Source organism: Jannaschia sp. Os4, from assembly GCF_016820245.1.
GTDB lineage: Bacteria > Pseudomonadota > Alphaproteobacteria > Rhodobacterales > Rhodobacteraceae > Jannaschia.
The window spans coordinates 103,463-128,676 of sequence record NZ_JAFCAR010000004.1 but is presented as its reverse complement, the minus strand read 5'-3'; the positions used below and the strand labels follow the sequence as shown (position 1 = coordinate 128,676).

Below are 25,214 nucleotides of genomic sequence, written 5' to 3'. Positions count from 1 at the left end.
CGGGCCTAGCCGCTCGCCGCCCCTCTGGGAAGGTGGACGCCGCCCATGCGCCGACATACGTGGGCGGCAGGCGACAGGAGGCGGTGATGGCGCGCGACGAGTTCGAGGAGTTGGTCGAGACGTTCGAGTTCCTCGACGACTGGGAGGACCGCTATCGCCACGTCATCGACATGGGCAAGGCGTTCCCGCCATTGGACGACGCGCTGAAGGTACCGGCCACCAAGGTGGACGGCTGTGCCAGCCAAGTCTGGCTGTACCCGCGCGTCGAGGGGGGGACGTTCGACTTCGCGGGCGAGTCGGACGCGATGATCGTGCGGGGCCTGATCGCCGTGCTCCACGCGCTCTATGCCGGTCGGCCCGTGGCGGAGATCGGCGCGGTCGACGCGGCGGCGGAACTGCGACGGCTCGGCCTCGACGAGCACCTGTCCTCGCAGCGCTCGAACGGGGTGCGCGCCATGGTGCAGCGCATCCGCGAGGTGGCCGCGACGGCCTGAGGAAAAAAGAAAGGCCGGACGCGACGGTCCGGCCCAGTCCAACAGGGAGGTGAGGGTGCCCATGCGGGCCGCCCTCGCTTGCGGAATTAGTGGGCGACGTGGGCGCTCTCAAGGCAAAACCTGAACCGTTCGGTGCAACCCGGCCATGCGGCGTGCGCATGGCTCATCCCGAGGCGCGGGCCTTCCGGTAGGCCACGACCTCCTCGAGGACGAAGTCCCGGAACGCCTCGACCCGGCGCGAGCCGCGCAACTCCTCCGGGTAGGCGAGGAACACGGGCACGGGGTTCGACTCCACCTCCGGCAGGACGCGGATCAACTGGTGGAAGTCCTGCTCGAGGTAGTCGGGGAGCACCCCGATGCCGAGGTCGCCGAGGACGCCCTGCAGCACGCCGAAGTAGTTGTTCACCGTCAGCAGGCGCGGGATGTTCTGCGACATGATCTCCTGCACGAGCGTCTGTCCGGCCGAGACTTGGGTGCTGTCGGGGGACTGGCAGATGATACGGTGCAGGGCGAGGTCCGCCATGTTCCGGGGCGTCCCGTTCGCCTCGAGGTAGGCGGGTGACGCGAAGAGGCACATGCGGATGTCCATCAGCCGCTTGCGCACGAGGTCGGCTTGGCTCGGTTCCTTCATGCGGATGGCGACGTCGGCCTCGCGCATCGGCAGGTCGAGCACCCGCTCCTCCAGCATGAGGTCGAGCTTGAGGTCGGGGTAGAGGGCGTAGAGCTTCGACAGGCGGGGCGCGAGCCAGATCGATCCGAAGCCGATCGTCGTGGTAACGCGGAGGTTGCCGAACACCTCCTCCTCGCTGTCGCGGATGCGCGCGGTGGCAGCGTCGAGCCGCTTGTTCATCGCCCGCGTCGCGTCGAACAGCAGCTCCCCCTGCTCGGTCAGGATCAGGCCCCGCGCGTGGCGGTGGAACAGGGTCACGCCCAGCCCCTCCTCGAGCGACTTGATCTGGCGCGACACCGCTGACTGCGACAGGTGCAGGACGTCGCCCGCGTGGGTCAGCGACCCGGCGTCGGCGACCGCATGGAAGATGCGTAGCTTGTCCCAGTCCATGCGAGTCTCCTGCCGGAGCGCGGCCCCTAGCATGGGCGCCCCGTCCGTGCATCATCGGGATGCGACGAATGTCCGCTTCCCTAGGTCAGCATTGTTGACCTATATACGCACCGGGAGGACGATCAGATGCGTCACGACGTAAGTCTTTCGGACCGTTACGACCTGTCGAAGGGGCAGGTGCTTCTGAACGGCACGCAGGCGCTCGTCCGCCTGATGCTGATGCAGAAGCACCGCGACGCTGCCGCCGGGCTGAACACGGCCGGGCTCGTGGCCGGCTATCGCGGCTCGCCCTTGGGCAACGTCGACCTCGAGATGGCGCGCCGCCGCAAGCAGCTCGAGGAGAACGACGTCAAGTTCCGCGAGGCGCTCAACGAGGACCTCGCAGCCACGATGCACTGGGGCGCGCAGCAGGCCGAGCTGCGGGGCGAGGGGCTCTACGACGGGGTGTTCGGCCTCTGGTACGGCAAGGGGCCGGGCGTGGACCGCTCGGGCGACGTGATGCGGCACGTCAACATGGCGGGCACGTCGCGGCACGGCGGCGTCCTCATGGCGATGGGGGACGACCATACCGGCGAGTCCTCGACCACCTGCCACCAGTCGGACTGGGCGCTGATCGACGTGCACATGCCCGTCCTGTCGCCCGCCGGCGTGCAGGAGATCATGGATTTTGGCCTCTACGGCTGGGCGCTGTCGCGCTACTCGGGCCTCTGGGTCGGCCTCAAGACGATGAAGGACACCATCGAGGTCACCTCCGTCGTGGACGGGCGCCCCGACCGCATGTCCTTCGTGGAGCCGTCGGACTTCGACATGCCCGAGGGCGGGCTGAACATCCGCCTCAACGACCACTGGATCCCGCAGGAGGAGCGCCTGCTGGAGCACAAGCGCTGGGCGGCGGAGGCCTTCGCGCGGGCCAACCGGCTCGACAGGCGGGTCCACGGCAAGCCGGGCGCCAAGATCGGGTTCGTGAGCCACGGCAAGAACTGGCTCGACCTCGTGCATGCCATGTCGCTCTTGGGGCTCGACGACGCGGAATGTGAGCGCCTCGGCATCACGACCTACAAGGTCGCGCAGACATGGCCGATGGACATGGAGTCCATGCACGACTGGGCCGAGGGGCTCGACCTGATCGTGGTGGTCGAGGAGAAGCGCAAGCTGCTGGAAGTGCAGATCAAGGAGGCGATCTTCCACGACCGCGCGGGCCGCCGCGTCTGGGGCTACGAGGACGGCGACGGCAACGTCCTGTTCCCGCAGCACTACGCGCTCGACCCGAACCTCATCGCGCTCAAGCTAGGCGAGATCCTCAAGCGCGAGGGACGCGGCACCGACCGGATCGAGGTGGGGTTGCGCAAGACGATGGAGGCGCGCCGCGCCGACAACGCCTCCGAGGTGGCCAGCCGCACCGCGTGGTTCTGCTCGGGCTGCCCGCACAACACCTCGACGAAGGTGCCCGAGGGCGCGCGCGCGGGGGCGGGCATCGGCTGCCACGTGATGGCGCTGTGGATGGGGCGGAACACCGAGGGCTACACCCACATGGGCGCCGAGGGCGTGAACTGGGTGGGCGAGTCGCTCTTCTCCAAGCGCAAGCACACGTTCCAGAACCTCGGCGAAGGCACCTACAACCACTCCGGCAACCTCGCCATCCGGGCGGCCTTGGCCGCCGGGACGAACATCACCTACAAAATCCTCTTCAACGACGCCGTCGCCATGACCGGCGGGCAGCCCAACGAGGGCGGGCTGACGCCGGACCGTATCGCGCGCGAGCTCAAGGCGATGGGCGTGGAGGAACTGCGCGTCGTCTACGACGACAAGGAGGACGTGGACCGGTCCGCCTTCCCGGCGGGCCTGACCTTCCATCCGCGCGACGAATTGATGAACGTCCAGAAGGAGCTGCAGGAGGTCGAGGGCGTGTCGGTCATCCTCTACATCCAGACCTGCGCCGCCGAGAAGCGCCGCCGCCGCAAGAAAGGGACGTTCCCCGACCCCGACCGGCGCATCTTCATCAACACCGACGTCTGCGAGGGCTGCGGCGACTGCGGGGTGCAGTCGAACTGCGTCTCGCTCGTCCCGGTCGAGACCGCGTTCGGCACCAAGCGGGCGGTGGACCAGTCGTCCTGCAACAAGGACTACAGCTGCCTCAAGGGGTTCTGCCCGTCCTTCGTCTCCGTCGAGGGGGCCAAGCTGAAGAAGGCGGCGACGGCCTCCATCGAGATCGGCACGTTGCCCGAACCCACGCTGCCCGCCATCGACGGGACGTGGAACGTCGTCGTCACCGGCGTCGGCGGCACGGGCGTCATCACGATCGGCGCGGTGTCCGCGATGGCGGCCCATCTCGACGGCAAGGCGGCGGGCCTGATGGAGATGGCGGGCCTCGCCCAGAAGGGCGGGGCGGTCGCGCTGCACCTGCGCATCGCGGAGCGGCCCGAGGACATCTCGGCCATCCGCGTCGCCTTGGGCGAAGCCGACGCCCTCATCGGCGGCGACCTCGTCGTGAGCGCGGGGGCCAAGACGCTAGGCCTGACCTCCACCGGGCGCACCGGCGCGGTGGTCAACGCCCACGAGATAGTCACCGGCGACTTCACCCGCGACGCGGACTTCAAGCTCCCCGCCGACCGCCTCGCGCTTTCGCTACAGGCGCGGCTGCGCGACCGGCTGGTGATGTTCGATGCCTCCAAGCTGGCCGAGCGGCTGCTCGGGGACACGATCTTCTCCAACATGACGATCCTCGGCGCCGCGTGGCAGTCGGGCCTCGTGCCGCTGTCGGAGGAGGCGATCCTCAAGGCGGTGGAGATGAACGGCGCCGCCGTCGAGCGCAACCAGCAGGCGTTCCAGTACGGCCGGTGGGCCGTCGCGAACCCCGAGGCGGCGGCGAAGGTGCTGGAGGACGACACCGTCGTGCCGCTGCCCGAGACGCTGGACGGCAAGATCGCCACGCGGGTGGCGCACCTCACGGCCTACCAGTCGGCGGCCTATGCGCGGCGCTACACCGCCCTGCTGGACGGGATCGCGGACGACCGGCTGCGCGAGGCCGTGGCGAAGGGCTATCACAAGCTGCTCGCCTACAAGGACGAGTACGAGGTGGCGCGGCTCCACCGGGAGACGCGGGCCAAGGTGGCCGCCGCCTTCGACGGCGACCTCAGGGTGTCCTACCACCTCGCCCCGCCCATGATCTCCAAGACCGGCCCGGACGGGCGCCCGCAGAAGCGCCGGTTCGGCCCGTGGATCGAGCGGATGTGGCCCCTCTTGGCGAAGGCCAAGGGCCTGCGCGGCACGCCGCTGGACCCGTTCGGTCGCACCGCGGAGCGTCGGATGGAGCGCGCCCTGATCGCGCAGTACGAGGCGGACATGGCCGAGGTGCTGCCCGCCGCGAACGCCGACACGATGGACGCGGTAGTCGCGCTGGCGGAGCTGCCGCTTAAGATCCGCGGCTTCGGGCCCGTAAAGGAGGCGAACGAGCGCGACGCGGCCAAGCGGCGGGAGGAGCTTCTGGCCGTCATCCGCGCGGGTGGCGCGGAGACGCGTACGGCGGCGGAATGATGGGGTAGGGGGGGCGAACGCCCACGCGCCGGTCGATGACCCATGCTTCGTGGCTTTTGCCCACCCTACGCCTTCCGCACGTAGAACGCCGTCCCCTCCGCCCCGAGGAACGCGTGCCCCCCCTCGACGCAGAAATGCGGCACGTCGACATGCGCCGCGGGGTCGTCGGCGAGCAGCCGCACGACCGCGCCCGGCTCCACCCCCTGCATCCGCTTGCGCAGCCGCAACACGGGCAGGGGGCAGAGCAGCCCGAGGGCGTCCACCTCCAGCGCCACCTCGCTTTCGCCAAAGTCCTGCGTCATGCTTCCTCAACCTTTCCGCGCCTCGGGCCAGTGACATGACCTTCCGCCGCCGCGTCCTCTACATCCCGGGCTACGACCCGTTCCACCCCCGACGCTACCGCGAGCTCTATCGCCGCGAGGGGGCGGAGCAGGCCCGCCTGTCGGGCTACCAGATCGAGCAGCGGCGCGGGCCGACGCCCTATTCGTGGGACGTCGAGAGCGTGCAGGACGGCGCGCACGTCCACGCGCAGGTGGAGGTGCTGGTCTGGTCCGACATAGTTTCGCGCAGCATGGCCCGGTCGATCCCGGCTACCTACGCCCAACTGGTGCGGACGGCGTGGGCCTATGTCGCCTCGGGCGCGCTCGCCCGCCTGATGCGGCTGCGGAAGGGACCGGTGATCGCCGCGCTCTACCCGATCGTCGCGCTCCTGCTCCAAGCGGTGATCGCCGTCGGCGCGGGCGTGCTCGCGGCGTGGGCCGTGCCGCAGGTGCTGCCCCAAGCACCGCACCTCGCGCTCGCCGGCGGGATCGGCGTCGCGGTCGCGTGGGCGCTCCTGCGGCTGTTCCAGCGGGCCGACCGCAAGACGTTCACCCACTACCTCATGCACGACTACGCCTTCACCGCCCACTGGGGCGGGGCCTACCCCGTGGTGCTGGAGGCGCGCCTCGCCGCGTTCCGCGAGACGATCCGCGCCGCCCTCGACGGGGACTGGGACGAGGTGCTGGTCGTCGGCCACTCCTCGGGCGCGCATCTCGGCATCTCCGTCCTCGCCGACCTCCTGCGCGACGGCGTGGAGCCGGAGGGGCGGCTGTCCTTCCTGTCCCTCGGGCAGGTCGTGCCGATGGTCTCCTTCCTTCCCGGAGCGGACCGGCTGCGCGCGGACCTCGAGGTGATGGGCGGGCAGGCCGCCATCCCGTGGATCGACGTCACCGCCCCCGGCGACGGCTGCGCCTTCGCGCTGTGCGACCCGGTCGCGGTCTCAGGGCTCGCGCCCGAGCGGCAGACCGGCCCGCTGGTCATCTCGGCGGCCTTCACCAAGACTCTTTCCGACGCCAAGCAGCGCGAGCTGCGCCGCCGCTACTTCCGCCTCCATTTCCAATACCTCTGCGCCTTCGACGCCCTGCCGGGGCAGGAGGACGACTACGACTACTTCCGCATCACGGCCGGGCCGCGGACCTTGGGCGACCGCTTCGCCGCGCGGGCCCCCAGCCCGTCGCGCCTCACCGCCCCGGTGAACCGCCACACCTCGACCGCGGCGCCCCGCGCGGCCGTCGCGGCGGAATGAGGGCGCCCAAGCCCGCCTCCCGCGAGGGGCGGCGCGGCTGGCTGCGCTACGCCCGCCTCTTCCGGCAGGACATCCTGAGCGCGCAGCCCGTGCGCCTGTACCGCGCGTGGATGGCCGAGTTCCGGACGCCCTTCTTCCGCTCCTACCTGTGCAACGACCCGGCGCTGATCGAACTCATCCTGAAGGAGCGGCCCGACGACTTCCCCAAGTCCGACCGCATCCGCGAGGGGCTGGCCCCGCTCCTCGGCGAGAGCGTGTTCGTCACCAACGGCGAGACGTGGAAGCGCCAGCGCCGCATCATCGACCCGGCCTTCGGGCGCGGGCGCCTGCGCGAGGCCTTCCCCGCGATGGTCGAGGCGGCGGACGCCCTCGCCGACCGCCTCCGCGCCGGTCCCCAAGAGGTCGAGGAGATCGCGTCGCGCGCCGCCGCCGACGTCATCTTCCGCACCCTGTTCTCCGTCCCCATCGAGGACGCCCTCGCGGCGGCCGTGTTCCGCGAGTTCCGGGCCTACCAGCGCACCCAGCCCCTGCTGAATGTCGCGGCGCTGCTCCCGCTCCCGGCGTGGCTCCCGCGGCCCCACGCCCGCGCCACCCTGCGCGCCGCCGCGGCCATCCGCACGGCCATCGCGGCCCTCGTCGAGCGCCGCGCCGCCGAGATCGCGGCGGGCACCGCGTCCGACGACCTCGCCACCAAGATCATGACCTTCCCCGACCCCGTGACCGGCGCGCGCTTCACCCCCGCCGAGATGGTGGACCAGGTGGCGATCTTCTTCCTCGCGGGCCACGAGACGTCGGCGTCGACGCTCGCGTGGTCGCTCTACCTCCTCGCGGCCCACCCCGAGGCGCAGGCCCGCGTGGCCGCCGAGGCGCGGCCCTTCACCGGCGCCTTCTCCGACCTCTCGAAGCTCCCCTTCACCCGGGACGTGGTGCGCGAGACGCTCCGCCTCTACCCGCCCGTGCCGATGATGGTCCGCGAGGCGACCCGCGACGAGCCCGTCCGCGACCGCGTGGCCCGGCGCGGGGCGCAGATGGTCCTCTCGCCATGGCACCTGCACCGCCACGAGCGCCTCTGGGACGACCCGGACGGCTTCGATCCCGACCGCTGGTCCACCGAGGCGGCCAAGGAGAGCGCGCGCCGTGCCTACATGCCCTTCAGCGCGGGCCCGCGGGTCTGCCCCGGCGCGGGCTTCGCGATGGCGGAGGGCGTCCTGCTCCTGTCCCGGATCGTCGCCGGGTGGCGGCTGGAGCCGATCGCCACGCCCGTTCCGGTCGCCCACCTGACGGTCCGGGCGAAGGACGGGATCCATCTGACCCTCTCCGAACGCGAAGGGGCGCCCGAAGGCGTCCCCCGCACGACCCGCGACGCGGATCAGCCGTTGGTGTAGGCCTGCTCGCCGTGGATGGCGAGGTCGAGGCCCTCCTGCTCCACGTCCTTCGAGACGCGGATCGGGAACACCGCCTTGACGACGAAGACGATCACGGTGGTCGTCACGAGCGTCCAGAGACCTACGACGACGATCCCGCCGACTTGGCTCAGCCACGCGCCGTGGCCGAACACCGCGATCATCACGATCCCGAACATCCCGCCCACGCCGTGGACCGCGAACACGTCGAGCGTGTCGTCGATCTTGAGGAGGTTGCGGATGAGGTTCACCGCCTCTTGGCACAGCACGCCGGCGATGGCGCCGATGATCAGCGCCTCGACCGGGCCGACCGAGCCGGAGGCGGGGGTGATCGAGGCGAGGCCCGCGATGGTGCCGGTGACGATGCCCACTAGGGAGGCCTTGCCGTAGCGGAACCGCTCCCACAGCGCCCACGTCAGCGAGGCCGTCGCGGCGGAGATATGCGTGACGGTCAGCGCCATCGCGGCACCGCCGTCGGCCGCGAGTTGGCTGCCGCCGTTGAAGCCGAACCAGCCCACCCAGAGCATGGACGCGCCGATCATCACGTAGCCGGGGTTGTGCGGCGGCTTGGTCTTGTCGCCGCGCGGGCCGAGGATCACGGAGACGATGATCGCGGCGAGGCCGGCCGTCTCGTGGACGACGAGGCCACCGGCGAAGTCGTTGACCGCCACGGGGAAGAGCGCGCCCTCGCCGCCCGCGAGCAGGCCGCCGCCCCAGATCCAGTGTGCCACGGGGGCGTAGCAGATCAGCATCCAGAGGCCCGAGAAGGCCAGCACGAAGCCGAAGCCCACCCGCTCGACGTAGGCGCCGACGATCAATGCGGGGGTGATGACCGCGAAGGTCATCTGGAAGGCGAAGAACAGAACCTCGGGGATGGTGCCCGCAAGGTCGTCGGCGGTGACGCCCGCGAGGAACATCTTGTCGAGGCCCCCCCACCAGAGGCCGTCGCCGCCGAATGCGATGGAGTAGCCGAAGGCGAGCCAGAGCACGCTCATCAGGCAGGCGATGGCGTAGCAGTGCATGAACACGCTCAGCACGTTCCGGCTGCGGACGAGGCCGCCGTAGAAGAGCGCGAGGCCCGGCAATGTCATGAACAGGACCAGCGCCGTGGCGACGATGATCCAGGCGGTGTCTGCACCGACCATGTGGTGTCCCTCCGATGGAATCCGTTTTTCCCCGCGCGGGTGATGGCGAACCCGCCCCGCATGGGGAACGGGCGCCGTGGCCGGAGGGCGCCGCTTTTCCAGGCGGTTCGCGGAATGCCGCGGCACGGGGCGGGGACGAGAAGCTTCGCCTAGGAATTGGGCGGTTTGGAATCCGCCGCGCGCCGCATCGCGCGCCATGCCGCCCAGTCCTCGGGCGTGTCGAGGTCGGTCAGGGCCGCGCGCGCGGGGAGGGCAACGGGATGGGCGCCGTGCCGCGCGATCACCGCCCGCGCGCCCACGTCGCCGATCAGCGCGGCGAGTTCGGGGAATAGGCTGCGGGCGAAGGTGACGGGCTGGCCCGGCGTCCCGTCGGCGGCGGTGGCGCGCAGGATCGGAGCGTCGGCGCGCGTCCACGCGGCGGCCATCGCGGAAAGTTCGGGCGCCCCGATCCCCGGCATGTCGGCGAGGTGGACGGTCGCCGCGTCCCGCGTGACGGCGGCGATCCCGGCGGCGAGGGAGGCGGACATCGGCCCATCCACTTCGACGATGCGGACGGGCGCGTCCGCGAGCCACGCGCGGCGGGGCGAGGCGGGCGGCAGGGTGACGACCACCTCGGGCGCCGCCCGGAGCGCGGCGCGGACGGCGCGCAGGATCAGCGGCGTGCCGTCGATCTCTTCCAGCAGCTTGTCGGCGCCGCGCATCCGAGTGGCGCGGCCGGCGGCGAGGACGAGGATCGAGGGGACGGGGCGCATGGGGGCGGTGTAGCACGCCCCCGCCCTGCGGGGACGCTGGGCCTTTCAGCCCCGCAGGCGGGCCATGTTGGCGTCGAAGAGCGGCGCGGTCTGGAGGCGCGCGTCGAGCCGTTCGCCCAGCAGCTCCACCGACCACGGACCGTCGCTGTCGGCGACCTCCTTGGCGACGTAGCCCATCGCCATGCTCACCCCCGAATGGTGCGCGAAGCCGCCGGAGGTGACCCAGCCCACCACGTCGTCGCCGTGGAAGATCGGCTCGTCGCCCATGACGTCCGCGTCGCGGGCCTGCACGACGAAGGAGCGCAGGCGGCGCTGGCCGCCCTCGGCGCGGCGGGCGAGGCCGGCCTGCTTGCCGACGAAGTCGGCGTCCTTGGACCACGCGACGAAGCGGTCGAGCCCGGCCTCGACGGCGTCGTAGATGGGGCGGAACTCCCGTGCCCAGCCGCCGAAGTTCTTCTCGAGCCGCATGGCGTTGAGGGCGCGCAGCCCGAAGGGCTTCAGCCCCAGCGGCTCGCCCGCGCGCAGCAGCAGCTCGAACACCGAGCGCTGGTATTCGGGCTTCATCCACAGCTCGTAGCCGAGGTCGCCCGTGAAGCTGACGCGGCCGACGAGGCAGGGGGCCATCCCGACGTCCATGCGGCGCACGGCCATGAAGCGGAAGGCGTCGTTGGAGACGTCCTCGGCGGTGACGGCGGCGAGCAGGTCGCGCGCCTTGGGTCCGGCGATGGAGAGGCCGACGAGGCCGAGGCCCGCAACCTCGAGCGTGACGGAGCCGTCGTCGGGCAGGAACCGCTCGAACCAGCGGGCGTAGAACACCTCGGCTATGCCGGAGCCCGCGAGGAACCACTCCTCCTCGGACAGGCAGGCGACGGTGAGGTCGCCCTGCAGCATCCCGTCCTCCTTGAGCATCGGCGCCAGCGCCATGCGGCCCGGAGCGGGCAGCTTGCAGGCGAGCACGCGGTCGAGGAAGGCGCGGGCGCCGGGGCCGCGGACGAAGAACTTGGAGAAGCCCGACGTCTCCATGACGCCCACGGCCTCGCGGCAGGCGCGGACCTCGGCGGCCACGTGGTCGAAGTCTGTCGAGCGGCGCCACGAGAACACGTCGCGCGTGTCGTCGGGCGAGAACCACAGCGGCGCCTCCAGCCCCCACGAGTCGCCCATCCGCGCACCCAAGGACAGCATCCGGTCGTAGATCGGCGTCGTCTTGTGGGGCCGCGCCGCCGTCAGCTCCTCGTTGGGGAACTTGATCGAGAAGCGGCGGGCGTAGTTCTCCTGCACCTTGGGGTTGGTGTAGGACATCGTCGCCCAGTCGCCGTAGCGCGCCACGTCCATGGCCCAGACGTCGTGGCCGGGATCGCCCTCGATGATCCAGTTGGCGAGGCAGAGGCCCACGCCGCCCCCTTGGGAGAAGCCCGCCATGACGCCGCAGGCGGACCACATGCCGTCCATGCCCCGGATCGGGCCGACCAGCGGGTTGCCGTCGGGGGCGAATGTGAAGGGGCCGTTGATGATCTGCTTGATGCCCGCGTTCTGGAAGGCGGGGAAGTGCTCGAAGCCGACCTCCAGCGACGGTGCGATGCGGTCGATGTCGGGCTGCAGCAGCTCGTGCCCGAAGTCCCACGGCGTCTCTCGCTCGGACCACGGGACGCAGGCCTTCTCGTAGGTGCCCATGAGCATCCCGCCGCGCTCCTGGCGCAGATACAGCTCCCCGTCGAAGTCGACGGCGTGGATGACCTCCTTGCCGGTCGCGGCATTGATCTCGGCCACCTCGGGCATGTCCTCGGTCAGCAGGTACATGTGCTCCATGGCAAGCACGGGCAGTTCCAGCCCGACCATGCGGCCCACCTCGCGCGCCCACAGGCCGCCCGCGTTGACGACGTGGTCGCAGCGCACCTCGCCCTTGTTGGTGGTGACGACCCAGCCGCCGACGCGGGCCTTCTGGATGCTCTCGACCTTGGTGTGGGTCTCGATCGCCGCGCCCAGCTTCCGCGCCGACTTGGCGTAGGCGTAGGTGACGCCGGAGGGGTCGAGATGGCCGTCGACCACGGTCCGCAGCGCGCCCACGAACTTGGACGGATCCATGAGCGGGAACGCCTCGGCGGCCTCCTCGGACGTGATCACCTCGGCCTCGATGCCCTGATACAGGCCCTTGGCCGCGATCCCCTTGAGCCAGTCGAACCGCGCCTCGGTCGCCGCCAGCATCACGCCCCCGGTCATGTGGAAGCCGGTGGCCTGCCCGGACAGCTCCTCGATCTCGCGGTAGAGGTCAATCGTGTACTTCTGCAGCTTGGCCACGTTGGGGTCGCCGTTGATCGTATGGCAGCCCCCCGCCGCGTGCCACGTCGACCCGCTCGTCAACTCGTCCCGCTCGAGCAGGAGCACGTCCGTCCAGCCGCCCTTGGCGAGGTGGTAGAGCACGGAGCAGCCCACCACGCCCCCTCCGATGACGACGACGCGCGCGGTGTCCTGCATGATCCCGGTCCTCCCTTTGCGCCGAACCTACGGAGCGGGCGCGGCGCCGTTTCCCCCGAATGCGACCATGCCGGTCGCGTTTGGCGCAAGCTCCGGGTCGGGGCAGGGGGCGCGGGCGCGCTAGACCGTCCACATCGCCCGAGGAGAGACCCCATGCGCTACGACCCCCTTCCCACCGACCTCGTCCGCGCGTGGCGCGCGGGCGGCCCGGACGCCAACGGCCAAGCGCCCAAGCGCGCGACCTCCGACGGCGACGGCGTGCCCTGCCGCCATTGCCTGCGCGACGTGCCCCAGGGGCGCGACTACCTGATCCTCGCGCACCGGCCCTTCGGCGCGCCGCAGCCCTATGCGGAGGTCGGGCCGATCTTCGTCTGCGCCGAGGACTGCGCGGCGTGGGAGGGCGACGGCGTGCCACCGGTGCTGACGACGTCGCCGGACTACCTGATCAAGGGCTACTCGGCGGACGAGCGGATCGCCTACGGCACCGGCGCGGTGGTGGCGGCCGCGGGCATCGACGCGGCCATCGCGGCGCGGTTCGACGACCCGCGCGTGGCCTTCGTCGATGTCCGCTCGGCGCGCAACAACTGCTTCCAGACGCGGGTGCGGCGGCCTACCAACGCCGCATGAACACCGTCCTCGTCACCGGCATCGCCGTCCTCGACCACGTCCACCGGATGGCGGCGCTGCCCGAGGGCGGGCGCAAGCACCGCTCCACCGCCTTCGCCGAGGTGGTGGGCGGCTGCGCGGCGATCGCGGCGCTGGCTGTCGCGCGGCTGGGCGGGCAGGCGATCCTCGCCACCCGCCTCGGCGACGACGGGCCGGGCCGCGCCATCCGCGACGCGCTGGAAGCCGAGGGCGTGGACCTCGGCCCCACCGTCACGCGGGGCACGACCCCCATCTCCTCCGTCATGGTCGACGATTCCGGAGAGCGCATGATCGTCAACTTCCCCGGCGCGGGGCTGGCGGACGCGCCCGGCCCGCTGCCCGGGGCGGACGCGATCCTCACCGACACCCGCTGGGGCGGCGTCCACGCGATGGCGCACGCCCGGCGCCTCGGCGTCCCCGGCCTGCTCGACGGCGAGCCGCCCACCGATCCCGAGGCCGCCCGCCTCGCCACGCACGTGGTGTTCTCCGCCCCCGGCCTCGCGGCCTTCCCCGGCGGCCTCGACGCCGTCCCCGGCGAGGCCGCCGTCACCGACGGAGCGCGGGGCTGCCGCTGGCGCGACGGGGACTGGATGGCACCGCCCGCGGTGGAGGTCGTCGACACGCTCGGCGCGGGCGACGTGTGGCACGGCGCCTTCGCGCTGGCCCTCGCCGAGGGCACGGGCCGCGCCGCCGCCACCCGCTTCGCCAACGCCGCGGGGTCCGCGAAATGCGCGAACGGCGGGGGCGGGCTCGGCGCACCCACGCGGACGCAGGTCGAGGCGCTCCTCGCCTAGTTCACACGTCCATCTCCAGTTGCTCGGCCCGCCAGCGCAGCGCCGGGATCGTCCCCAGCCGCTTCTCCGCCGCCAGCACGACCTGCGCCGCCGCCCGCGCGTCCTCGCCCGCGTCGTGATGCCGGAACGTGAGCCCCAGCGCGCGCTTCAGGTTCGCCAGCCCGTGCCCGCCGCCTGCGCCCTTGAGTTCAGGGAACGCCTTGCGCGCGATCTGCACCGAGTCGGACCACCGCCCGTCCACCGACCGCAGCCCGTGGGACCGGCACGCGGCGTCGAACGCCCGCTGGTCGAAGCGCGAATGCTGCACCAGCGGGTGGCGCTCCATGGCGTCGCGCACGACCTCCAGCGCCTCGGGGAAGCGCGGGGCCCCCCGCACGTCCGACGGCACGATGCCATGCACCCGCACGTTGCCCGGGTCGAACCGCCCTCGCGGATCCACGAGCATCGAGAACGTCTCCACCGTCCCGTCCCCGACGAAGGCGAGGCCGATCTGGCAGATGCTGCCGTCCTTGCGGTTCGCCGTCTCCACGTCGACGGCCACGAAGCGGAACCGGCCCTCGGGCGGGGCGGTCAGGTGGGCGGCGGTGCGGCGCAGCAGGTCGGACACGGACGGGCCTTCGACGTTTACGGTCCGTTCCTCTACGGCATCGCCCCCGCCGAGGGCCAGAGGGGGGAGGGGCGGCCATCCGGGCGGCCCGGCCCGCCCCGCGTGGCGCGGTCGCCCCGGGGTGGACCTGTGGGGTTCGTGCCACAGCGGCGACGGACCGCACGGGGCGGGGGGAGGCCCGTCCTGCGCGGGATCGCGCCGGGGCCGCCCGCTCCACGGCCGCTCGACCGTCGCGGGAGCGGATGCGTCACGCGCTCGACCTCCGGTTGAGCGGCGGCGGACGGCGCCCCAAGGGCGCGATCCTTTGATGCAAAGGGGAAAGTGGCGGAGAGACAGGGATTCGAACCCTGGGAAGGCTTGCACCCTCACCGGTTTTCGAAACCGGCCCGTTCGACCACTCCGGCACCTCTCCGCGGGCCTGTGGCACGGCGCGGCCTCTACGACCCCGCGCCGGTGAGCGCAAGTCCGCCGCCACCCGTCGCGCTGCTTCCTGCGGAGGCGCCGTTGCAATCCGCCGGAGGCCGGGCAGGAATAGCGGCGGGGGACAGTACGGGAGAGGGAAAGATGACCCACAAGGGCTTGGTTCTCGCGGCCATACTAGGGGCGACCGCCATGGGCGGGCCCGCGATGGCGGAACGCGACGCGACGATGGGCGCGACGGTCACGGCGGTGGCCTTGGAGACGGAGACCTTCGCCGAACTCGCGGAATGGACGCAGATCGGCCCGCTGGTGCAGATCGTCGCGACCGAGGGGGCGCGCCACGGCATCGGGCTGGAGAAGTCGCTCTTCCCGGGACGCGGTGGCGCGGAATGGGCCGAGCTCGTGTCCCGCATCCAGTCGCCCGACCGGCTGCGCGGCATGCTGCTCGACACCGTCCAGCAGGCGGTGCGCGACGCCGACCTCGACGCGATCCACGACTTCTACGGCTCGGCTCTCGGCCAGCGCATCGCCGCACGCGAGGTGGAGGCCCGGCGCATGATGCTCGACGCGAAGGTCGAGCAGGGCGCCATGGACGCCGCCGCCAAGCCGCGCGGGGACGACGTCCGCGCGGGCCAGATCGACGAGCTGATCGACGCGCTCGACCTCGTGACCGCGAACGTCTCGGGCGGCCTCAACGCCAACTTCGCCTTCTACCAAGGCCTAGGCGACGGCGGCGCGATGAAGTCCCGCATGACCGAGTCGGAGCTGCTCGCGATGGTATGGGGGCAGGAGGACGACATCCGCCGCGCCACCAGCCAGTGGCTCAAGGCCCACCTGACCCTCGCCTACGCCCCGCTCGCGGACGACGAGCTCGACGCCTACATCGACTTCGCCCGCACGCCCGAGGGCAAGCGCTACTCGGCGGCGATGTTCGAGGGGTTCGGCGAGGTGTTCGAGGCCACCTCCTACGAGCTCGGCCGCGCGGCGGCCGAGTTCATGGGGCGGCAGGACATCTGACCTCCGCTTGACAGCCTATGGGCCGCATGCGAATGGCCCCCACCCGGCCGCAGGCGACCCCTGCGGCCGGTCCATTTCATCCACCGCCCCGAGCAGGGGCGCGCGGCCCGAGGCACCCAAACGCCCCGACGACGATCGGGGGGCCACAGGGCGCGGAGAAAGACGGGAGAGGGCGATGACCTTCGCCATCATGAAGACCGGCGGCAAGCAGTACCGGGTGGCCCCCGGCGACGTGCTGCGCGTCGAGCGGCTGGCCGCACAGGCCGGCGACAAGGTGCAGTTCAACGACGTCGTGATGCTGGGCGGCGAGTCCGTGCAGGTCGGCTCGCCCACCGTGGCCGGCGCCGCCGTGCAGGCCGACGTGATCGACCAGATCCGCGGCGACAAGGTGATCCACTTCGTCAAGCGCCGCCGCAAGCACTCGTCCAAGCGGACCAAGGGCCACCGCCAGCACCTGACGCTGGTGCGGATCACCGACATCCTCGCCTCCGGCGCGGACGAGTCGGGCGTGACCGCCGCGGTTGGTTCGGGCTCGGTCAAGGACTTCGTGGTCCAGGCCGCGACGGCCACCGCCGCCGCCACCATGGTCGCCCCCAACGTCGGCAAGCCCGAGGGCAAGCCTGCGAAGCCGGCCAAGACCGTCGCGAAGGCCGAGGCCAAGGCGCCGACCGCCACCGCCGAGCCGAAGGAGATCGCCGAGGACGTGGACGCCGCGGGCACCCGCCCGTCCAACCTCCTGACCGAGGCGCGGAACGGACAGCCGGACGACCTGAAGAAGATCTCGGGCGTCGGCCCCAAGCTGGAGGGCCTCCTCCACGCGAACGGCGTGTTCCACTTCGACCAGATCGCCGCTTGGGGTCCGGACGAGATCGCCTACATGGACGACAAGCTGTCCTTCAAGGGCCGCATCGAGCGCGACAACTGGATCGAGCAGGCGACCACCTTCGCCGCCGACTCCTGATCAGACCGGAGGAGAGACCCAATGGCACACAAGAAGGCAGGCGGCTCCAGCCGCAACGGCCGCGACTCCGCCGGGCGCCGCCTCGGCGTCAAGCTCTACGGCGGCCAAGCCGCCATCGCGGGCAACATCATCGTCCGCCAGCGCGGCACGCGCTGGTATCCGGGCGTCGGCGTCGGCATGGGCAAGGACCACACGCTCTTCGCCACGCAGGACGGCGCCGTGACGTTCCGCAAGGGCTTCAAGGGCCGCACGTTCATCGACGTGATGCCCGCGGCGGCCGCCGCCGAGTAACGCCGACCTCATAGGTCACACCCGGAGGGGGTCGGCATCGCCGGCCCCCTTCGTCGTTTCACCGCCCCGCCCGCCGGGGCCCCGTCCCCGGGAGGGTCCGATGACCCGACCACCCCGCGCCCCCCGCCTCGCGTTCCGCGCGCTCCGCCCCTCGGACGCGCCCGACATCGTGCGCCACATCTCCGACGACGCGGTCTGGCCGTGGCTGACCCGCGTGCCGCACCCCTACGCCACCGCCGACGCGGAGGCCTTCATCGCCCTCTTCTCCGATCCCGCCAAGCGGACCTGGGTCGTCGAGCGCGACGGTGCCTTCGTCGGCGTGGTCAGCCACGGGGGCGAGCTGGGCTACTGGATCGCCCGCCCGCACTGGGGCCGGGGCTACGCGACCGAGGCCGCGACCGCGCTGCTCGCGGACCACTTCGCGGCCTCGGACGCCCCGGTGCCCTCGGGATACCACGCGGGCAACGACCGCTCGGCCCGCGTGCTGGCCAAGCTGGGCTTCCGCCCCACCGGCGCCGTGGTCGAGACCGAGACCGCGCGCGGCGACACCGTGCCGATTCACAAGGTGGTCCTGTCCCGCGCCGACTGGGAGGCGCGGGCATGAGCGTCGCGATCCTCCCCTTCGCCGCCTTCGCGGCCAGCCAGGTCGGCACGCCCGGCCCCGCGAACTTGGCGCTCATGGCGACCGGCGCGGCCTACGGCCTGCGCGCGGCGTGGCCCTTCGTCCTCGGCGTGGCGCTGGGCAAGCAGCTGATCATCTGGCCCCTCGGCTTCGGCCTCTTCGAACTCGCGCAGGCCGCGCCGCTCATGTTCGAGGCGCTGAAATGGGCCGCCGCCGCCTACATCGTCTGGCTCGCGTGGAAGGTGGCCAACCTCCGGTTGGGCGAGCCGCGCGCCGGGCAGGCGCCGGGCTTCCTCGCGGGGCTGGTCGTCCACCCCCTGAACCCCAAGGCGTGGGCCATGATCACCGGCGGCTTCACCGCCTTCACCGCGCCGGGCACCTCCGCCCTCGAGGCGACCGCCACCATCGCCGCGATCCTCCTCGCGCTGCAGCTGGTGCTCCACCCGCTCTGGACCGCCGGGGGCGCGCTCGTCGCCGCGAGGCTGCGCGGCCGCCCGGCCGAGCGATGGCTCATGTGGACCCTCGCCGCCCTCACCGTCGCATCCGTCCTCTTCGTCCTGATCGGAGGTCCCGCATGACCCCGCAACTCGCGCCCGTCCGCCACGACCCGACGCCGCCCGCGCAGGCGACGATCCCGACCGCCCGCCTGTCCCTGCGGCCGATGCGCCGCTCCGACCAAGGGCTCATCGAGCAGTGGGCCTCCGACCGCCGGGTCGCCGAGGCGACGACCATGATCCCCCACCCGCTGCCCCCCGGCACCTCGGACGCCTTCGTGACCCGCGTGCTGTCGGGCGACAACGACGAGGTCGTCTGGGTCATGGACGCGACCGAGGCGGGCCTCGCCGAGCTCGTGGGGCTGATCGGCCTCACGCCCATGGACCGCGGGCAGGCCGAGATCGGCTACTGGGTCGCCCCCGTCGTCTGGACCAAGGGCCTCGCCACCGAGGCCGTCCGCGCCCTCATGGAGGCCAACCCGCTCGACAACCGGCAGGTCTTCGGCAGCGTCTTCCAAGACAACCCCGCCTCCGCGCGGGTGCTGACGAACGCGGGCTTCGACTACATCGGCGACGCCGAGGCCTTCTGCGTGTCCCGCGGCGCGATCGTCCCGCAATGGACCTACATGCGCCAGATGGGCTGAGGACGGGGGGCCGGGCGGCGATCCCGATTCCCCCATCCTGCCCGCTACGCTCGTCCCGAGCGGACGCTCGATCAACCCCCATCTTGAGGCCCCGCCCGCCGGGGCGTAGGGCCATGCCATGAAGTTCCTCGATCTCGCCAAGGTCTACATCCGCTCCGGCGCCGGCGGGAACGGCGCGGTCTCGTTCCGCCGCGAGAAGTACATCGAGTATGGCGGCCCCGACGGCGGCAACGGCGGGCGCGGCGGCGACGTCGTGGTCGAGGCGGTCGAGGGCCTAAACACGCTCATCGACTTCCGCTACCAGCAGCACTTCTTCGCCAAGAACGGGCAGGGCGGCATGAGCCGCCAGCGCACCGGCAAGGACGGCGACGACATCGTGCTCAAGGTTCCCGTCGGCACCGAGGTGCTCGACGAGGACCAGGAGACCGTGCTCGCCGACCTGACCGAGGTGGGGCAGGTCGTGACCTTGGCCAAGGGCGGCAACGGCGGCTTCGGCAATCTGCACTTCACGTCGTCCACCAACCGCGCCCCGCGTCGGGCGAATCCCGGCCAAGCCGGCGTGGACCGCACGATCTGGCTGCGCCTCAAGCTGATCGCGGACGTGGGCCTGCTCGGCCTGCCCAACGCGGGAAAGTCGACCTTCCTCGCCGCCACGTCGAACGCCCGCCCCAAGATCGCGGACTACCCGTTCACCACGCTCGTCCCCAACCTCGGGGTCGTCGGCGTCGATGGGAAGGAGTTCGTCGTGGCCGACATCCCCGGCCTGATCGAGGGCGCCTCCGAGGGCCGCGGCATCGGCGATCGCTTCCTCGGCCACGTCGAGCGCTGCGGCGCGCTGCTGCACCTCGTCGACGGCACCTCCGCCGACGTCGTGGCCGACTGGCGGACCGTGATCACGGAGCTCGAGGCCTATGGCGGCGGCCTCAACGACAAGCCCCGCCTCACCGTGCTCAACAAGACCGACGCGCTCACCGACGACGATGCTGCAGCGCAGCAACAAGCGTTGTCAAAGGCTTGCGGAACGAAGGTGATGTCGATGTCGGGCGTCTCCGGCGATGGCGTCACCGAGGTGCTGCGCGCCCTCCACCGCATGATCCGCCCCGACGAGGCGCCCGAGGAGGGCGACGGCCCGTGGTCGCCCGTCTGACGGAGGCCCGCCGGGTCGTCGTCAAGATCGGCTCCGCCCTCCTCGTCCGGCCCGACGGCACCGTGCGCGCCGACTGGCTGGCGGGGTTGGCCGCCGACCTCGCGTGGCTCCGGAGGCAGGAGACGGAGGTGATCGTCGTCTCCTCCGGCTCCATCGCGCTCGGGCGCACGGTCCTCGGCCTCGCCCCGCCGCTCTCGCTGGAACAGTCGCAAGCCGCGGCCGCCGTTGGACAAATCCGCCTCGCCCAAGCCTACCAGGACGCGCTCGCGCCCGCGATCACCTGCGCGCAGGTCCTCCTAACCTTGGACGACAGCCGCGACCGCCGCCGCTACCTCAACATGCGCGCGACCTTTGAGACGATGCTGTCCTTGGGGGTCGTGCCCATCGCCAACGAGAACGACACCATCGCGACCGACGAGATCCGCTGGGGCGACAACGACCGCCTCGCCGCGCAGGTGGCGGCCATGGCGGGGGCGGACCTCTGCGTCCTGCTATCCGACGTGGACGGCCTCTACACCGCCAACCCCATGCTCGATCCGTCGGCCGAGCGGCTCGGGACCGTGGAGAGCATCACCCCCGCCATCGAGGCGATGGCCGGGGAGGGGGTCTCGGGCGTCTCCAAGGGCGGCATGGTCACCAAGGTCCTCGCCGCCAAGACCGCGACGGAGGCGGGCTGCGCGCTCGTCATCACCAAGGGTGACGTTCCCCGCCCGCTCAAGGCGTTGCAGGACGGTGCGAACGCGACGTGGTTCGCCGCCGCCGACGACCCGCGCACGGCCCGCAAGCGCTGGATCGCGGCGATGCCGCCCAAGGGCACGGTCCGCATCGACGCGGGCGCGGAGGCGGCGCTGCGCGCGGGCCGCTCGCTCCTGCCCGCCGGGGTGACGGGCATATCGGGCGAGTTCGGGCGCGGCGATCCCGTCGCCGTCGAGGGCGCGACCCGCCTCGGCGTCGGGCTGACCCGCTACACGGCGGAGGAGGCGCGCGCGATCCTGGGCCGCCGCAGCGCTGACATCCCGGCGCTGCTGGGCTATCCGGGGCGCGCCGCCCTGATCCACCGCGACGACCTCGCCACGGAGTGACGCCATGAAGGACATCCAAGACGCCGCCGTCCTGATGGACGAGATGGGCCGCCGCGCCCGCGCCGCCTCGACCGCCCTCGCCGTCGCGACCGCCGAGCGCAAGCACGCCGCCCTCATCGGCGCGGCCGAGGCGCTGTGGTCCTCCCGCGCGGAGGTGATCGAGGCCAACGGGCGCGACATGGCGTTCGGGGAATCCAAGGGCCTGTCGGCCGCGATGATGGACCGTCTGCGGCTGGACGAAGACCGCATCCGCGGGATCGTCGACAGCCTCCGCGCCATCGCCGAGCAGCCCGACCCCGTGGGCGAGACCATCGCCGAATGGGACCGCCCCAACGGGCTTCGCATCCGCCGCGTCCGCACGCCGCTCGGCGTGATCGGCGTGATCTTCGAGAGCCGCCCGAACGTGACCGCCGACGCCGCCGCGCTGTGCCTGAAGTCCGGCAACGCGGTGATCCTGCGCGCGGGGTCCGAGGCGCTGCATTCCGCGACCGCGATCCACGCCGCCATCGCCAAGGGCCTGCGCGACGCGAACCTGCCCGAGGACGCGGTCCAACTGGTGCCGACGCGCGACCGCGCGATGGTGCAGGCGATGCTGACGGCCACGGAGTTCATCGACGTGATCGTGCCACGCGGGGGCAGGGGCCTCGTGGGCCTCGTCCAGCGCGAGGCACGTGTGCCGGTCTTCGCCCATCTCGAGGGGATCGTGCACGTCTACGTCGACCGCTCCGCCGACCCGGAGATGGCCAAGCGCATCGTCCTGAACGCCAAGACCCGGCGCACCGGCATCTGCGGCGCCGCCGAGTGCCTGCTGATCCACCGCGACGTGGCCGAGGGTCTGGGGCAGGATCTCGTGGACGCGCTGTCCGAGGCGGGCGTGGAGGTCCATGCCGAGGGGCTGCGCGCCGCCAAGGCGGCCACGGCGGAGGACTGGGGGACGGAGTTCCTCGACATGGTGATCGCGGCGCGGGTCGTGGACGACGTGGACGCGGCGATCGATCACATCCGCCGCCACGGGAGCCAGCACACCGACTGCATCATCGCCGAGGACGCCGCCGCCGTGGACCGCTTCTTCGAGCGGGTGGACAGCGCGATCGTGATGCACAACGCCTCGACCCAGTTCGCGGACGGGGGCGAGTTCGGGATGGGCGCGGAGATCGGCATCGCCACGGGCAAGATGCACGCGCGCGGGCCGGTCGGGGCCGAGCAGCTGACCTCGTTCAAGTATCTCGTGGAGGGCGGCGGGGCGGTCCGTCCGTGACGTCAGCCCGCCATCAAGCGGGGCGGGCGGCCGAGCGGGACCACGTCGACGGCGAGGTCGGGCGCGGCATCGACGACGTCGCGGCGCAGCACCTCCTCGTCGGGGCAGTCCTCGACCACCACCACGAGCCGCCCCGCGAACCGCGCCCGGCGGAGCCGCTTCGCGACCTCCACCGCGTCGTGGCCGCGCGCCACGGCCGGCGTCACGACCGCCGGGACGCGCCGGAGCCGGTCGGCGGTCAGGTCGCCGATCTCCGCCGCGCTGGCCCCGCCGCACACCGCGCCGAAGAGGCGGTGGACGACCGAGCCGCGCTCGGTGTCACGCAATCCGATGGTGACGATCTCCGCCCCCCCGGAGGGGATCGTGCCCTTCGCCTCGGTCATCGTACTGTCCCCCGACCGTCACGGCGGACGGCCTCGCAGGGTGCCGGCCCGAACCCACCCGGACGGCCACCTTGCAGATTTCGTAACACGGACAAGCGTTTCCTGATAGGTGCGAAAGCGTCGCGCCGCAGTCGCGCGGAGGTTGCGCCACGTGCGCGGATCACCGGGGCCCACCCGTGGCCCTGAAGGTGGTGGGCGCGGTGCTCGACGCGCTGTCGGACGCGGCGCTCCTGCTCGGTCCGGACGGGCGCGTGGCCGTGGCGAACGCGCCCGCCCAAGCCCGCTTCGGCGTCTGGATCGTGGGCCAGTCCTATGTCAGCGCGCTGCGCCAGCCGCCGATCCTGTCGCTCGTGGACGGCTGCTTCGCCCACGGCGCGGGCGGCGCGGTGGAGGTTACCCATGTCGCGGAAGGGGTCGAGAGCCGCCTCCGCCTCCAGCTCACGCCCCTCGTCCTGGACCGCGGGCTGCACGCCCTGCTGGTCTTCCGCGACGTCTCGGCGGCAAAGCGGGACGAGGCGCTCCAGAGCGCCTTCGTCGCCAACGTCAGCCACGAGCTGAAGACCCCGCTGACGGCGATCCTCGGCTTCATCGACACGCTGGAGGGACCGGCGCGGGACGACGCCGGAGGGCGCGCGCGGTTCCTCGGGCTGATGCGGCGCGAGGCGGAGCGGATGAGCCGCCTCGTCGCGGACCTGATGTCCTTGGCCCGCGTCGAGGCGCAGGCGGCACGGCGCCCCACCGCGCGGCTCGACTGGGCGGAGGTCGTGCGCGGGGCCGCCGAGCCCTTGGAGGACAGGATGGCCGTGGAGATGCGGCTGGGCGGTCCGGCGTGGGTGCGGGGGGATGCGGACCAGCTGGTGCAGGTGGCCACGAACCTCCTCGAGAATGCGCTGCGCTACGGCGGCGGGGCGGCGGAGGTCGCGCTGGACCACGTCGCGCGGGAGCCGGTGCTGCGCGGCCCCGCGTGGCGCATGACGGTGCGGGACAGGGGGCCGGGCATCGCGCCCGAGCACGTGCCCCGCCTCACGGACCGCTTCTACCGCGTCGACGCGCACCGCTCGCGCGCGGCGGGCGGCACGGGGCTGGGCCTCGCCATCGTCAAGCACATCGTGACCCGCCACCGGGGGCGCCTGCGGATCGACAGCGCGCTGGGGCGCGGCACGTCCGTCGCGGTGCTGCTGCCGGACGCGTCCTGACGCCACGTCAGGGCCGGAGGGAACCCCGACTGTCACAAAACCGATACCCAACCGTCACAAAGGGTCGACGCGCGCGACCTAGCTGGCCCGCGAGATCGCCCAGGGGGGGCGGTCACAGACGTCTCGACAGGAGTGCATCCATGTCCTTCACCCGCCTCGCCATCTCCGGCCTCGCGATCTGCGCCGCGTCCGCCGCCGGCGCCCAATCCCGCGATCAGGTCCAAGTGGCCGGGTCCTCGACGGTCCTGCCCTACGCCGCCATCGTGGCCGAGGCCTTCGGCGAGAACACCGACTTCCCGACCCCGGTCGTCGAGTCGGGCGGCTCGTCCGCGGGCCTCAAGCGCTTCTGCGAGGGCGTGGGCGAGAACACGATCGACATCGCGAACGCCTCCCGCCAGATCCGCGACGGCGAGCGCGAGGTCTGCGCCGCCAACGGCGTGACCGACATCGTCGAGGTCCGCATCGGCTACGACGGCATCGTCTTCGCCTCGCAGCAGTCCGGCCCGGCCTTCACGGAGTTCGAGCCGTCCGACTGGTACCTCGCCATGGCCGCCGAGATCCCCGGCGAGGACGGCACGATGGCCGCCAACCCGAACGTCACGTGGGCCGACGTCCGCGACGGGCTGCCCGAGGTCGGGATCGCGGCCTTCATCCCCGGCACCAAGCACGGCACGCGCGAGGTCTTCGAGGAGAAGGTGCTGCTCGTGGGCTGCGAGGAGACCGGTGCGATGGAGCGCATGATGGCCGCCGGCATGGACGAGGACGCGGCCGAGGACGCCTGCATGTCGGTCCGCTCGGACGGGCGCGCGGTCGACATCGACGGCGACTACACCGAGACGCTGGCGCGGATCGACTCGAACCCCGAGGGCGTAGGGGTGTTCGGCCTCGCGTTCTACGAGAACAACACCGACAAGCTGAAGGTCGCGACGATGGGCGGCGTGGCCCCCTCGACCGAGACGATCGCGTCCGGCGAGTACCCCGTCTCGCGCCCGCTCTTCTTCTACATCAAGAAGGCGCATATCGGCGTGATCCCCGGCCTCAAGGAGTTCGCGACCTTCTTCGTGGCCGACGAGCTGGCGGGCCCGTCCGGGCCGCTCGCGCAGTACGGCCTCGTCTCCGACCCCGAACTGGCCGCCACGCAGGCGGCGGTGGCCGACGAGACGGTGATGAACTGACCGGACGCCGCGCCGTCCATCCTGCGACCGGGCCGTCACGGCCCGGTCGAT

24 protein-coding genes and 1 tRNA gene are annotated in these 25,214 nt (G+C 72.0%); 17 read left to right on the top strand and 8 right to left on the bottom strand.

Features of this window, described 5'->3' with window-relative positions; translation table 11 throughout:
• Positions 1-86 precede the first annotated feature (86 nt).
• Positions 87-494 (top strand): SufE family protein, encoded by a 408-nt coding sequence (locus tag JQC91_RS09525; RefSeq protein ID WP_203286604.1) that lies wholly within the window; start codon positions 87-89, stop codon positions 492-494.
• Positions 495-657: 163 nt separating this feature from the next.
• Here JQC91_RS09525 and JQC91_RS09520 read toward each other — a convergent pair whose 3' ends face one another.
• Positions 658-1,554, bottom strand: coding sequence for a LysR family transcriptional regulator (locus JQC91_RS09520; RefSeq protein WP_203286603.1), 897 nt, complete (start codon positions 1,552-1,554; stop codon positions 658-660).
• A gap of 126 nt (positions 1,555-1,680) precedes the next feature.
• Here JQC91_RS09520 and JQC91_RS09515 point away from each other — a divergent pair, with 126 nt between their 5' ends.
• Positions 1,681-5,088, top strand: a complete 3,408-nt coding sequence (locus JQC91_RS09515) for an indolepyruvate ferredoxin oxidoreductase family protein (protein WP_203286602.1) — start codon at positions 1,681-1,683, stop codon at positions 5,086-5,088.
• Positions 5,089-5,153: 65 nt separating this feature from the next.
• On the opposite strand, the gene JQC91_RS09510 is transcribed toward JQC91_RS09515, so the two are convergent.
• Complete coding sequence (locus JQC91_RS09510; RefSeq protein ID WP_203286601.1) at positions 5,154-5,390, bottom strand: sulfurtransferase TusA family protein; 237 nt, start codon at positions 5,388-5,390, stop codon at positions 5,154-5,156.
• 35 nt (positions 5,391-5,425) lie between these two features.
• On the opposite strand from JQC91_RS09510, the gene JQC91_RS09505 reads away from it, so the two are divergent.
• On the top strand, positions 5,426-6,655 hold the full coding sequence (locus tag JQC91_RS09505) for a hypothetical protein (RefSeq protein ID WP_203286600.1): 1,230 nt from the start codon (positions 5,426-5,428) through the stop codon (positions 6,653-6,655).
• A complete protein-coding gene (locus JQC91_RS09500) occupies positions 6,652-8,040 on the top strand; it encodes a cytochrome P450 (RefSeq protein ID WP_203286599.1) in 1,389 nt (462 codons plus the stop codon). Before JQC91_RS09505 ends, JQC91_RS09500 begins: the two co-directional genes overlap by 4 nt.
• Here JQC91_RS09500 and JQC91_RS09495 read toward each other — a convergent pair.
• The 3 genes from JQC91_RS09495 to JQC91_RS09485 all read right to left on the bottom strand — a co-directional run bounded on the left by JQC91_RS09495 (position 8,025) and on the right by JQC91_RS09485 (position 12,427).
• Positions 8,025-9,203, bottom strand: a complete 1,179-nt coding sequence (locus JQC91_RS09495; RefSeq protein ID WP_203286598.1) for an ammonium transporter — start codon at positions 9,201-9,203, stop codon at positions 8,025-8,027. The genes JQC91_RS09500 and JQC91_RS09495 overlap by 16 nt on opposite strands.
• Positions 9,204-9,352: 149 nt before the next feature.
• Positions 9,353-9,955: a nucleotidyltransferase family protein gene (locus tag JQC91_RS09490; protein ID WP_203286597.1), complete on the bottom strand. Its 603-nt coding sequence runs from the start codon at positions 9,953-9,955 to the stop codon at positions 9,353-9,355.
• A 45-nt stretch (positions 9,956-10,000) separates the two neighbouring features.
• Positions 10,001-12,427: an FAD-dependent oxidoreductase gene (locus JQC91_RS09485; RefSeq protein ID WP_203286596.1), complete on the bottom strand. Its 2,427-nt coding sequence runs from the start codon at positions 12,425-12,427 to the stop codon at positions 10,001-10,003.
• 153 nt (positions 12,428-12,580) lie between these two features.
• Here JQC91_RS09485 and JQC91_RS09480 point away from each other — a divergent pair, with 153 nt between their 5' ends.
• Positions 12,581-13,054 (top strand): DUF1203 domain-containing protein, encoded by a 474-nt coding sequence (locus tag JQC91_RS09480; RefSeq protein WP_203286595.1) that lies wholly within the window; start codon positions 12,581-12,583, stop codon positions 13,052-13,054.
• A complete protein-coding gene (locus tag JQC91_RS09475; RefSeq protein WP_203286594.1) occupies positions 13,051-13,866 on the top strand; it encodes a PfkB family carbohydrate kinase in 816 nt (271 codons plus the stop codon). Before JQC91_RS09480 ends, JQC91_RS09475 begins: the two co-directional genes overlap by 4 nt.
• 1 nt (position 13,867) lies before the next feature.
• Here the strand turns inward: JQC91_RS09475 and JQC91_RS09470 are convergent, their stop codons facing one another.
• Together JQC91_RS09470 and JQC91_RS09465 are read right to left on the bottom strand one after the other, a co-directional pair.
• A complete protein-coding gene (locus JQC91_RS09470) occupies positions 13,868-14,473 on the bottom strand; it encodes a 3'-5' exonuclease (protein WP_343069940.1) in 606 nt (201 codons plus the stop codon).
• Between the two features lie 322 nt (positions 14,474-14,795).
• Positions 14,796-14,885: transfer RNA gene (locus tag JQC91_RS09465), tRNA-Ser, on the bottom strand.
• Positions 14,886-15,037: 152 nt separating this feature from the next.
• On the opposite strand from JQC91_RS09465, the gene JQC91_RS09460 reads away from it, so the two are divergent.
• From JQC91_RS09460 to JQC91_RS09420, 9 genes are all read left to right on the top strand, one after another.
• Positions 15,038-15,910, top strand: a complete 873-nt coding sequence (locus JQC91_RS09460) for a DUF2059 domain-containing protein (RefSeq protein WP_203286593.1) — start codon at positions 15,038-15,040, stop codon at positions 15,908-15,910.
• Between the two features lie 175 nt (positions 15,911-16,085).
• Positions 16,086-16,871, top strand: a complete 786-nt coding sequence (locus tag JQC91_RS09455; protein WP_238941464.1) for a 50S ribosomal protein L21 — start codon at positions 16,086-16,088, stop codon at positions 16,869-16,871.
• Positions 16,872-16,892: 21 nt separating this feature from the next.
• Positions 16,893-17,162, top strand: coding sequence for a 50S ribosomal protein L27 (rpmA, locus tag JQC91_RS09450; protein ID WP_203286592.1), 270 nt, complete (start codon positions 16,893-16,895; stop codon positions 17,160-17,162).
• 100 nt (positions 17,163-17,262) lie between these two features.
• Positions 17,263-17,766 (top strand): GNAT family N-acetyltransferase, encoded by a 504-nt coding sequence (locus JQC91_RS09445; protein WP_203286591.1) that lies wholly within the window; start codon positions 17,263-17,265, stop codon positions 17,764-17,766.
• Complete coding sequence (locus JQC91_RS09440) at positions 17,763-18,362, top strand: LysE family translocator (protein WP_203286590.1); 600 nt, start codon at positions 17,763-17,765, stop codon at positions 18,360-18,362. The genes JQC91_RS09445 and JQC91_RS09440 overlap by 4 nt, the downstream gene beginning before the upstream one ends.
• Positions 18,359-18,922: a GNAT family N-acetyltransferase gene (locus JQC91_RS09435; RefSeq protein WP_203286589.1), complete on the top strand. Its 564-nt coding sequence runs from the start codon at positions 18,359-18,361 to the stop codon at positions 18,920-18,922. Before JQC91_RS09440 ends, JQC91_RS09435 begins: the two co-directional genes overlap by 4 nt.
• A gap of 118 nt (positions 18,923-19,040) precedes the next feature.
• Entirely contained in the window at positions 19,041-20,069 is a 1,029-nt protein-coding gene (gene obgE, locus JQC91_RS09430) for a GTPase ObgE (RefSeq protein ID WP_203286588.1), read from the top strand.
• Positions 20,054-21,151: a glutamate 5-kinase gene (proB, locus tag JQC91_RS09425; RefSeq protein ID WP_203286587.1), complete on the top strand. Its 1,098-nt coding sequence runs from the start codon at positions 20,054-20,056 to the stop codon at positions 21,149-21,151. The genes obgE and proB overlap by 16 nt, the downstream gene beginning before the upstream one ends.
• Before the next feature lie 4 nt (positions 21,152-21,155).
• A complete protein-coding gene (locus JQC91_RS09420) occupies positions 21,156-22,409 on the top strand; it encodes a glutamate-5-semialdehyde dehydrogenase (protein WP_203286586.1) in 1,254 nt (417 codons plus the stop codon).
• A gap of 2 nt (positions 22,410-22,411) precedes the next feature.
• On the opposite strand, the gene JQC91_RS09415 is transcribed toward JQC91_RS09420, so the two are convergent.
• A complete protein-coding gene (locus tag JQC91_RS09415) occupies positions 22,412-22,792 on the bottom strand; it encodes a hypothetical protein (protein ID WP_203286585.1) in 381 nt (126 codons plus the stop codon).
• 176 nt (positions 22,793-22,968) lie between these two features.
• On the opposite strand from JQC91_RS09415, the gene JQC91_RS09410 reads away from it, so the two are divergent.
• Both JQC91_RS09410 and JQC91_RS09405 read left to right on the top strand, forming a co-directional pair.
• Positions 22,969-23,988 (top strand): ATP-binding protein, encoded by a 1,020-nt coding sequence (locus JQC91_RS09410; RefSeq protein WP_203286584.1) that lies wholly within the window; start codon positions 22,969-22,971, stop codon positions 23,986-23,988.
• 140 nt (positions 23,989-24,128) lie between these two features.
• Positions 24,129-25,163: a substrate-binding domain-containing protein gene (locus JQC91_RS09405; RefSeq protein WP_203286583.1), complete on the top strand. Its 1,035-nt coding sequence runs from the start codon at positions 24,129-24,131 to the stop codon at positions 25,161-25,163.
• The last annotated feature ends 51 nt before the right edge of the window (positions 25,164-25,214 follow it).

Excerpts from the sequence above, each read along its gene's own strand:
- JQC91_RS09510 (WP_203286601.1), bottom strand. The coding sequence starts at position 5,390 with ATGACGCAGGACTTTGGCGAAAGCGAGGTGGCGCTGGAGGTGGACGCC.
- rpmA (WP_203286592.1), top strand. The coding sequence starts at position 16,893 with ATGGCACACAAGAAGGCAGGCGGCTCCAGCCGCAACGGCCGCGACTCC.
- obgE (WP_203286588.1), top strand. The coding sequence starts at position 19,041 with ATGAAGTTCCTCGATCTCGCCAAGGTCTACATCCGCTCCGGCGCCGGC.
- JQC91_RS09525 (WP_203286604.1), top strand. The coding sequence starts at position 87 with ATGGCGCGCGACGAGTTCGAGGAGTTGGTCGAGACGTTCGAGTTCCTC.
- JQC91_RS09455 (WP_238941464.1), top strand. The coding sequence starts at position 16,086 with ATGACCTTCGCCATCATGAAGACCGGCGGCAAGCAGTACCGGGTGGCC.
- JQC91_RS09460 (WP_203286593.1), top strand. The coding sequence starts at position 15,038 with ATGACCCACAAGGGCTTGGTTCTCGCGGCCATACTAGGGGCGACCGCC.
- JQC91_RS09495 (WP_203286598.1), bottom strand. The coding sequence starts at position 9,203 with ATGGTCGGTGCAGACACCGCCTGGATCATCGTCGCCACGGCGCTGGTC.
- JQC91_RS09490 (WP_203286597.1), bottom strand. The coding sequence starts at position 9,955 with ATGCGCCCCGTCCCCTCGATCCTCGTCCTCGCCGCCGGCCGCGCCACT.
- JQC91_RS09515 (WP_203286602.1), top strand. The coding sequence starts at position 1,681 with ATGCGTCACGACGTAAGTCTTTCGGACCGTTACGACCTGTCGAAGGGG.
- JQC91_RS09415 (WP_203286585.1), bottom strand. The coding sequence starts at position 22,792 with ATGACCGAGGCGAAGGGCACGATCCCCTCCGGGGGGGCGGAGATCGTC.
- JQC91_RS09485 (WP_203286596.1), bottom strand. The coding sequence starts at position 12,427 with ATGCAGGACACCGCGCGCGTCGTCGTCATCGGAGGGGGCGTGGTGGGC.
- JQC91_RS09440 (WP_203286590.1), top strand. The coding sequence starts at position 17,763 with ATGAGCGTCGCGATCCTCCCCTTCGCCGCCTTCGCGGCCAGCCAGGTC.
- JQC91_RS09500 (WP_203286599.1), top strand. The coding sequence starts at position 6,652 with ATGAGGGCGCCCAAGCCCGCCTCCCGCGAGGGGCGGCGCGGCTGGCTG.
- JQC91_RS09435 (WP_203286589.1), top strand. The coding sequence starts at position 18,359 with ATGACCCCGCAACTCGCGCCCGTCCGCCACGACCCGACGCCGCCCGCG.
- JQC91_RS09480 (WP_203286595.1), top strand. The coding sequence starts at position 12,581 with ATGCGCTACGACCCCCTTCCCACCGACCTCGTCCGCGCGTGGCGCGCG.
- JQC91_RS09475 (WP_203286594.1), top strand. The coding sequence starts at position 13,051 with ATGAACACCGTCCTCGTCACCGGCATCGCCGTCCTCGACCACGTCCAC.
- JQC91_RS09420 (WP_203286586.1), top strand. The coding sequence starts at position 21,156 with ATGAAGGACATCCAAGACGCCGCCGTCCTGATGGACGAGATGGGCCGC.
- JQC91_RS09520 (WP_203286603.1), bottom strand. The coding sequence starts at position 1,554 with ATGGACTGGGACAAGCTACGCATCTTCCATGCGGTCGCCGACGCCGGG.
- JQC91_RS09445 (WP_203286591.1), top strand. The coding sequence starts at position 17,263 with ATGACCCGACCACCCCGCGCCCCCCGCCTCGCGTTCCGCGCGCTCCGC.
- JQC91_RS09405 (WP_203286583.1), top strand. The coding sequence starts at position 24,129 with ATGTCCTTCACCCGCCTCGCCATCTCCGGCCTCGCGATCTGCGCCGCG.
- JQC91_RS09505 (WP_203286600.1), top strand. The coding sequence starts at position 5,426 with ATGACCTTCCGCCGCCGCGTCCTCTACATCCCGGGCTACGACCCGTTC.